6 protein-coding genes and 1 pseudogene are annotated in these 7,947 nt (G+C 45.0%); all 7 read left to right on the forward strand.

All coding sequences use genetic code 11. From position 1 onward, the window contains the following. The first annotated feature begins 4 nt into the window (after positions 1–4). Positions 5–1,171, forward strand: a complete 1,167-nt coding sequence (locus tag UF75_RS12180; protein ID WP_045574867.1) for a M20 family metallopeptidase — start codon at positions 5–7, stop codon at positions 1,169–1,171. A gap of 180 nt (positions 1,172–1,351) precedes the next feature. Further along, positions 1,352–2,380, forward strand: a complete 1,029-nt coding sequence (gene argC / locus UF75_RS12185; RefSeq protein ID WP_045574868.1) for an N-acetyl-gamma-glutamyl-phosphate reductase — start codon at positions 1,352–1,354, stop codon at positions 2,378–2,380. Positions 2,381–2,650: 270 nt separating this feature from the next. Then, positions 2,651–3,910: a bifunctional glutamate N-acetyltransferase/amino-acid acetyltransferase ArgJ gene (argJ, locus tag UF75_RS12190; RefSeq protein ID WP_082075117.1), complete on the forward strand. Its 1,260-nt coding sequence runs from the start codon at positions 2,651–2,653 to the stop codon at positions 3,908–3,910. Positions 3,911–4,026: 116 nt separating this feature from the next. Next, positions 4,027–4,920: an acetylglutamate kinase gene (gene argB / locus UF75_RS12195; protein ID WP_082075118.1), complete on the forward strand. Its 894-nt coding sequence runs from the start codon at positions 4,027–4,029 to the stop codon at positions 4,918–4,920. A 151-nt stretch (positions 4,921–5,071) separates the two neighbouring features. Further along, complete coding sequence (locus UF75_RS12200) at positions 5,072–6,286, forward strand: acetylornithine transaminase (RefSeq protein ID WP_045574871.1); 1,215 nt, start codon at positions 5,072–5,074, stop codon at positions 6,284–6,286. A gap of 30 nt (positions 6,287–6,316) precedes the next feature. Then, complete coding sequence (carA, locus tag UF75_RS12205; protein ID WP_045574872.1) at positions 6,317–7,426, forward strand: glutamine-hydrolyzing carbamoyl-phosphate synthase small subunit; 1,110 nt, start codon at positions 6,317–6,319, stop codon at positions 7,424–7,426. After that, positions 7,416–7,947: pseudogene (locus UF75_RS12210) on the forward strand (carbamoyl-phosphate synthase large subunit); the annotation flags it as partial. The gene carA and the pseudogene UF75_RS12210, both read left to right, overlap by 11 nt.

Here is a 7,947-nt window from a genome sequence, read left to right on the forward strand (position 1 = left end):
TCCCATGGATGCGATTAAGGCTTTTTTTAAACATCAGGCACAATATTTACAAGATGAAGTATGGGAGGTTGCCCGCCAAATTGGAGAGCATCCAGAACTTGGCTATCAGGAATACTTTGCATGTGAAGAATTAGGTCGCTTTCTTCAGAAACATGGGTTTAAAGTAAGTCGAGGGATCGCGGGAATGGAGACGTCGTTTATTGCTCGATTTTCAGGTACACATCCAGGACCCAAGATTGCCTTTTTAGCAGAATATGATGCATTACCGGATGTAGGTCACGGCTGTGGGCATAATTTAATTGGAGCAAGCAGTGCTGGGGCCGCAGTCATTTTAAGTAAGAGTCTGGAACTGTCGGGCGAAGTTTTAGTAATTGGTGCTCCGGCTGAGGAAACAAGTGGAGCAAAAGTAACTTTGGTTGAGAAGGGCATCTTTAATGATATTGATGTAGCTATGATGGTCCATCCAGGCAGCCAAAACGTTCCTATTATCTCAAGCCTTGCTCTTGAAGCATTGGAGTTTACGTTTCATGGACGAGCTGCCCATGCAGTAGCTGCTTCTAATTTTGGAATTAACGCTTTGGATGCTTTAATTAATTTATTTGTGGGTATCAATGCGCTTAGAAAGCAGATCCCTCAGGATATGAAAGTTAATGGGATTATTACTGAGGGAGGAGCAGCCCCTAATATTATTCCAGAACGTGCTGTGGCAAGGTTTTATCTACGGGCTCGAAAGCGAAAAGACCTAGATGAACTAAAAGAACAAGTAATTCGTTGCGCTGAAGGGGCTGCTTCCATGGTTTCAGCTAACATGACTTGGCGAAAATTTGAGTTTTCCTATGATGAAATGCATACCAATTTATCATTAGCCGAATGCTTTACTAGAAACCTTCAGGAGATGGGGGTCACTCAAATAGCGCCTCCGCAAACAGCAATGGGGTCTGTAGACATGGGAAATGTTAGTCGCGTCGTACCATCAATTCACCCCTATCTGACGTTAGGAACAGGTATAGAAATCCCACATACCCGTGATTTTGCACAGGCTTCGCTCTCTTCTGACGGAGAAAGCTTAGTTTTGTTGGCAATGCAAGTACTTGCCTTAACCGGTTGGGACGTTTTAAAGGACAAAAAACTTATGCGTCAAATCAAACTAGAATTTCGCTCGAATAAGTGATTTTCTTAATAATACTGGATATATTAAAGTTGTTACATAAAGAAATCTTAGAAAAGAGGGGAAAAGAAACCCCTCTTTTATCAAAGGCACTATTGAATTTTTATGCATATATATGTATAATTATAAGAAATATTGGCTTAAAATTCAATTCAGTATATATTCCGGTTAGGAGGATTAGATATGAAAGTTGGAGTACTAGGTGCCACAGGATATGCTGGGCAAGAGTTGGTAAGGTTATTGTATAGGCATGAAGAGGTAGATAAGCATTTGTATCTTTCATCGTCTAGCATAGCCGGTGAAGATTATGAAGCTGTTTATCCCCATTGGCGGGATCAAAATGTAGGGATTTTGCAGGATGAGAATGTTCCCGATTTAGATGTGCTATTTTGTGCTCTTCCTCATGGTTTGACAGCGGAGAGAACGAGTGCATTCTTGGCTCGCAAAATGAAAGTGATTGATCTAGGGGCAGACTTTCGTTTAAATTCAGCAGAAGTCTATGAAGAATGGTACAAGATTAAGCATCCGGCGACTGAGCTTCTTAAAGAGGCAGTTTACGGTTTACCAGAGTTATATCGGGAGCAAATTCGGGGACAATCCTTAATAGCGAACCCGGGTTGTTATCCAACGGCGACTTTGCTGGCTTTAGTTCCCTTGTTACGTCAAAAGTTGTTACAGACCAGGAATTTGATTATTGACGCAAAATCAGGCGTTTCTGGGGCTGGAAGAGGAGTCTCGTTAGGGGCGCATTATGCTGAGGTCAATGAAAATTTTAAAGCTTATGGGGTCGCAAGTCATCGACATACTCCAGAAATTGAGCAAGAACTTTCACGTGCTGCCGGGCAACCACTGTTTGTAAATTTTACGCCCCATTTAGTCCCCATGACGCGTGGGATGCTGGTCACGATCTATGCGACGCTTCAGGAGGGGGTCGACGAGGGAGATTTACTCAGGTGTTGGCAGGAGCAGTATGAGCAAGAGCCTTTCATTCATATCTTGCCAAAAGGAACATGGCCCCAGACAAAGTTTTGCAGTGGGAGTAACCATGCATTCTTACAATTGACCGTTGATCAAAGGACTGGCAATGCCATTATCATTGCAACCATCGATAATCTTATGAAGGGTGCAGCAGGTCAGGCTGTTCAAAATATGAATCTAGTGATGGGCTGGCCCGAAGGGCAAGGACTTCAAGGAACAGCCCTCTGGCCGTAAAGCAAGTGATGGATGCAAGTAAGGGACGGTTCGTGACTTGCATCTTGGTAGTCGATAAGTGCGGCTACGCTCCAAATGCAATTAGAGGACAGTTACTAATTCGCTTCAGGGTGAATGCTAAAATGCAAAGTAGTGCTGCGAGTAGGGAACTAACGACTTGCATAGGGATCTGTAAGCACTAATATGGTTTTGAAGTAGCAGAAACGAAACTTCAATTTTTAGGTGGATTGGGCTAGCGAGGGTTTTGCTAAGTGAAGGAGAGTGGAACTAGTGGATAACACTGAGAAGGTTTGGAAGTCGATTAATGGCGGCATTGCTGCTCCAAAGGGATTTTACGCTGCTGGCGTTCAAGCAGGTATTAAAAATAAGGATAAGTATGATGTCGCGCTTATATTTTCAGATGTACAAGCGCAAGCGGCAGGTGTATATACCCGAAACTTAGTCAAGGCGCACCCTCTATATTTAACACAGCGTCATTTGGAGAATGGCTTGGCCCGAGCTATCGTTATAAATAGTGGGAATGCCAATGCTTGTGTTGGGGAATTCGGTGACAAGGCTGCATTTGCTATGGCAGAAGTAGCGGGTATGTATTTGGCTGTACCACCTGAGGACGTACTGGTGGCTTCAACGGGGGTGATCGGGGTTGAAATGCCGCTTGATCGCGTCTTAAATGGCATTCGTTTGGCAAGTTCCGTTCTACTTAACGATGTGGTAAAAGGGATCCGAGGTCAGAAAGAAACGTCTGACGAAGGGGCACATAAGGCGGCTCTGGCGATTATGACGACAGATACAAAGGTGAAGGAATACGCGTATGAGCTGCCCTGTTCAGAAGGGGGTATGATTCATCTAGGGGCGATCGCTAAAGGGTCGGGGATGATTCACCCTAATATGGGGACCATGTTAGGTTTCTTAACCACGGATGCGAACGTACCTTCTGAGGAGTTGCAGGATATCCTGCGTCAAGCAGTTGAAGAAAGTTTCAATATGGTAACGGTCGATGGAGATACGAGTACGAATGATATGGTTCTCTTATTGGCAAACGGCGCTTCTGGTGTGACTCCGACTGGGGAAGACCGCACTAACTTCGAAAAAATGGTCAAGATGATGTGTATACAACTCGCCCAAGATATTGCTCGCGATGGTGAAGGGGCCACAAAATATATGGAAGTAAGGGTATCGGGGGCTAAAACAAAAGACGATGCCCGAAAGATTGCCCGGAGTGTTTGTGGTTCAAGTCTAGTTAAGACTGCATTGTTCGGGGAAGATGCTAACTGGGGAAGGATCTTAGCGGCAGCTGGCTATGCTGGTGCAGAGTTTAACCCTGAAATGGTCGATGTTTTTCTGGGCAATCTAATGGTTGCTAAAGCCGGAAAAGGAGTTAGCTTTTCCGAAGAGCAGGCTAAGGAAATTCTCAGTGAAAGCGATGTATTGATTAACTTGAACCTTCATAATGGGGAAGAACAAGCTACAGCCTGGGGTTGCGATCTTACGCATGAATACGTCACGATCAATGGAAGTTATCGAACTTGAGAACTAGGGGAAAGAACTCAGTAAAGAGAGAGTTAAAAAGTTTAAAGAGAGTACGACCAGAAGAGTAAGAAGGAAAGAGTTATGGTAGAGGAAGAGGTGGTACTTGGGATATGGAGATGACACCGATGGAACAAGGTTTAAGTAAAGCTCGAGTTTTAGTGGAGGCTCTTCCGTATATACAGAAGTTTGCCGGCAAAACAGTGGTTATTAAGTATGGTGGGCATGCCATGGTGGATCCTGTTTTAAAGGAATCTGTGATTATGGATGTTCTACTTTTGCATTCTGTAGGAATTCGTCCCGTTTTGGTTCATGGAGGGGGACCAGAGATCAATGCAATGTTAAAGAAGATGGGGATTGAAAGTCAGTTTGTGCGGGGTTTAAGAGTGACTGATGCGCAAACGATGGAGATCGCCCAAATGGTTTTGTTAGGCAAATTGAATACAGAAATGGTATCTCTTCTGAACAAATTTGGGGGCAAGAGTGTCGGTTTATCGGGCAAAGATGCGCAACTTCTGATCGCGGCCAAGAAGCCTATGCAGATGCCCAATAGTGAAGGGCAAATGGAAGAGGTTGATTTGGGATATGTTGGAGAAATTCAGAGTGTTACCCCTGATATTTTAGAGACCTTACTCGGACAAGGCTATATTCCGGTTATTTCGCCTGTTGCCAGTGGAGAAGACGGGGAAACGTATAATGTCAATGCTGATACAGCTGCAGGGAAAATAGCAGAGGCATTAAAGGCTGATAAGTTGCTTTTACTGACAGATGTAAGTGGGATCCTGCGCGATGTTTCTGAAAAGGACTCTCTTATTTCTACAATTTCGAGAGAGGAAGTCGAGCAACTTGTGGAACAGGGGATTCTAAGCGGGGGAATGCTACCCAAAGTTGAGTGCGCGGTATCGGCGTTAGAGAGTGGCGTGGGGAGTGTTCATATTCTTGATGGACGTTTAAGCCATTCTATTTTACTAGAATTATTTACAGATGGGGGCATCGGAACAATGTTCATATAGGCGATGGCAGATCGCCTCACGACAGAAGTCAGTGATCAGATGCCAAAATCGATGTTAGTAGTTAGTAGTTAGTAGTTGGTAGTTAGTGGCTAGAAAGCTGAACAACGAACTATGAACATCGAACATCGAGTATCGAATATCGAAAAGGGGGATGGAAATCTTGAAAGACTTGACCACTCAAACGATTATTGAGCGAGGGAAAAAAGTCGTGATGAATACCTATGGTCGTTTACCGATGACGATCGTCAAAGGGACTGGTTCATGGGTATGGGATTCAGATGGAAAACAATATTTGGATTTTGTGACGGGGCTGGCAGTTAACTCACTGGGACATAGCCATCCAGCCATTGTTCGAGCTGTGCAAGAACAGGCTAAAAAGATTCTACACACCTCGAATATTTACTGGATTCCTAATCAAGTGGATTTGGCAGAACGCTTAGTGCAGAACTCCTTTGCGGATAAAGTCTTCTTCTGTAACAGCGGAGCAGAGGCGAATGAAGCGGCTTTTAAGCTTGCAAGGAAATATGCTAAGAAACATTATGGAGCAAATAAACACGAGGTAGTTACCCTGGAAAATTCATTTCATGGGCGAACCCTAGCAACTCTCACGCTTACAGGACAAACAAAATACCAGGAAGGGTACGATCCACTCCCAGTAGGTTTTGCGTATGCTGCTCTAAATGATATCGAGGACCTTCGTTCTAAGGTCAATCAAAATACAGCGGCTGTGTTTATCGAACCAATTCAGGGAGAAGGCGGAGTAATTCCTGCCTCGATTGAATTTCTTCAAGCAGCACGAGCACTGTGTAACGAATTTGGGGCTTTGCTGATTTTTGATGAGGTTCAGTGCGGCGTTGGACGGACTGGGAAACTCTTTGCCTATGAATGGAGCGGTGTAGCACCGGATATTATGACCTTAGCAAAAGCTTTAGGTGGAGGGGTTCCGATTGGGGCAATGTTGGCTATTGATAAAGTAGCTGCGGCATTTCAGCCGGGTGATCATGCTTCTACCTTCGGCGGTAACCCTTTAGCGACCGCAGTAGGGTGCGCAGTCTTAGACGTAATGCTTGAAGAGGGATTTATGCCAGGAGTGCAAGAGCGTGCAGCAGAGTTTCGCAAAGGGCTTGAACAATTGGCCCAGAAATATCAGACAGGGGATCCTGTTAGGGGGCAAGGGTTCATGTTGGGCTGGCCGGTTTCCAAGTTGGGACCGGAAATTGTAGAGGCTTGTTTGCAAAAGGGTCTTTTGATTAACTGTGTTGGGGGTAAAATCTTACGTTTCCTTCCACCCTTGAATGTTAAAGCATCGGAAATGGATCAAGCCTTAGGGATTCTGGATGAAGTCTTAAAGACGATTTGGAACTAAAGATAATGATCTTTCCTGAGGAGGGATGGAATGAAAGCAGCACTCGTACTTGAGACTGGAAGAATCTTTATGGGGGAGTCTTACGGAGCGACAGGAAACGCAGTGGGAGAAGTTGTCTTTAACACAGGGATGACGGGTTATCAAGAGGTGTTAACTGACCCATCCTATGCGGGACAAATGGTATGCATGACCTATCCATTAATTGGAAACTATGGTATAAACAGTTTTGATGATCAATCAGAGAAGGCACAAGTTCAGGGGTTTATTGTCAAAGAGGCTGGTCGTCATCCTAGTCACTGGCAGATGGAGAAGAATCTTTCTAGGACTTTAGCTCAATTTGGGGTAGTGGGGATTAAAGGGATTGACACTCGTGCTTTAACACGGATTATTCGCGAACACGGGGTTTTGCGTGGGGTAATTACAACCGAGTCCGAGCATCTGAATGATTGGGTCTCAAGGTTAACGGAGTGGGTTCCTCCTGCGGATGTTGTGGGCAAGGTCAGTACCCCTAAGTTCTACACCTTACCCGCTACATCCGTTGTTCCTACCCATAGAGAACCATACCATGTCGTGGTAATGGATTTTGGGATCAAAAGAAATATATTAAAGGCAATGCAGGAGAGCGGATTCAAATTGACCGTGGTTCCACATACCACGTCAGCAGAACAGATATTAAAGAGAGAGCCGGATGGGATTTTCTTATCCAATGGACCTGGAGATCCCAAAGAGGTTGCTGCAGGGATAGAGACGATTCGCAAGTTGATCGGCAAACGTCCGATTTTTGGGATTTGTTTAGGGCATCAACTTTTATCTCTGGCTTTGGGAGGAGACACGTATAAGATGAAGTTTGGGCATCGGGGAGGAAATCAACCCGTCCAAGAACTTCAATCGAAACGTGTGACGATCACCTCCCAAAATCATGGCTACGCTATTGCTGAAGCGAGTTTGGAGCAGACGCCTTTATACGTAACTCATCGTAACCTCAATGATCAAAGTGTTGAAGGAGTAAAACATCGAGATTTGCCTGTTTTCTCCGTACAGTATCATCCAGAGGCTGGACCAGGTCCGAGTGAATCCTTGTATTTGTTCGAGGAATTTGCGGACTTAATGCAGGAAAGGAGGGCTCAAGATGCCACTTAACCCGGCATGGAAAAAGGTCCTTGTCATCGGGTCTGGACCGATTGTCATTGGGCAGGCTGCAGAATTTGATTATGCTGGAACTCAAGCGTGCAAGGCCCTTCGTGAAGTTGGGGTAGAAGTGGTGCTGGTGAACAGCAATCCGGCAACGATTATGACGGATGTAACCATGGCGAATATCACTTATCTTGAACCTTTGTTACCCGAGGTTATAGAGAGGATTCTTAGTAAAGAACGTCCAAATGCGCTTCTGCCTACTCTAGGTGGGCAAACGGGGCTTAATCTAGCGATGGAATTAGAACGCAGTGGGGTTTTAAAGCGTTATGGTGTAGACCTGATCGGCTGTAATGCTGAAACGATCTATAAAGCAGAGGACCGTGAGGCCTTTAAAGAAACTATGCTTTCCCTTGGAGAACCAGTTGCCCAAAGTGTGATCGTGACATCCCTGGAAGAGGGAGAGGAGTTCGCTAAAAAGCAGGGTTTTTCCGTTAATTATTCGGCCAGCCTATACCCTTGGCGGACGG

It is taken from the genome of Desulfosporosinus sp. I2 (assembly GCF_000960765.1).
Classification (GTDB): domain Bacteria; phylum Bacillota; class Desulfitobacteriia; order Desulfitobacteriales; family Desulfitobacteriaceae; genus Desulfosporosinus.

Bases quoted from the DNA above. Each gene is read 5' to 3' on its own strand.
- UF75_RS12180 (WP_045574867.1), top strand. From the start codon at position 5: ATGGATGCGATTAAGGCTTTTTTTAAACATCAGGCACAATATTTACAA.
- argC (WP_045574868.1), top strand. From the start codon at position 1,352: ATGAAAGTTGGAGTACTAGGTGCCACAGGATATGCTGGGCAAGAGTTG.
- argB (WP_082075118.1), top strand. From the start codon at position 4,027: ATGACACCGATGGAACAAGGTTTAAGTAAAGCTCGAGTTTTAGTGGAG.
- UF75_RS12200 (WP_045574871.1), top strand. From the start codon at position 5,072: ATGGAAATCTTGAAAGACTTGACCACTCAAACGATTATTGAGCGAGGG.
- carA (WP_045574872.1), top strand. From the start codon at position 6,317: ATGAAAGCAGCACTCGTACTTGAGACTGGAAGAATCTTTATGGGGGAG.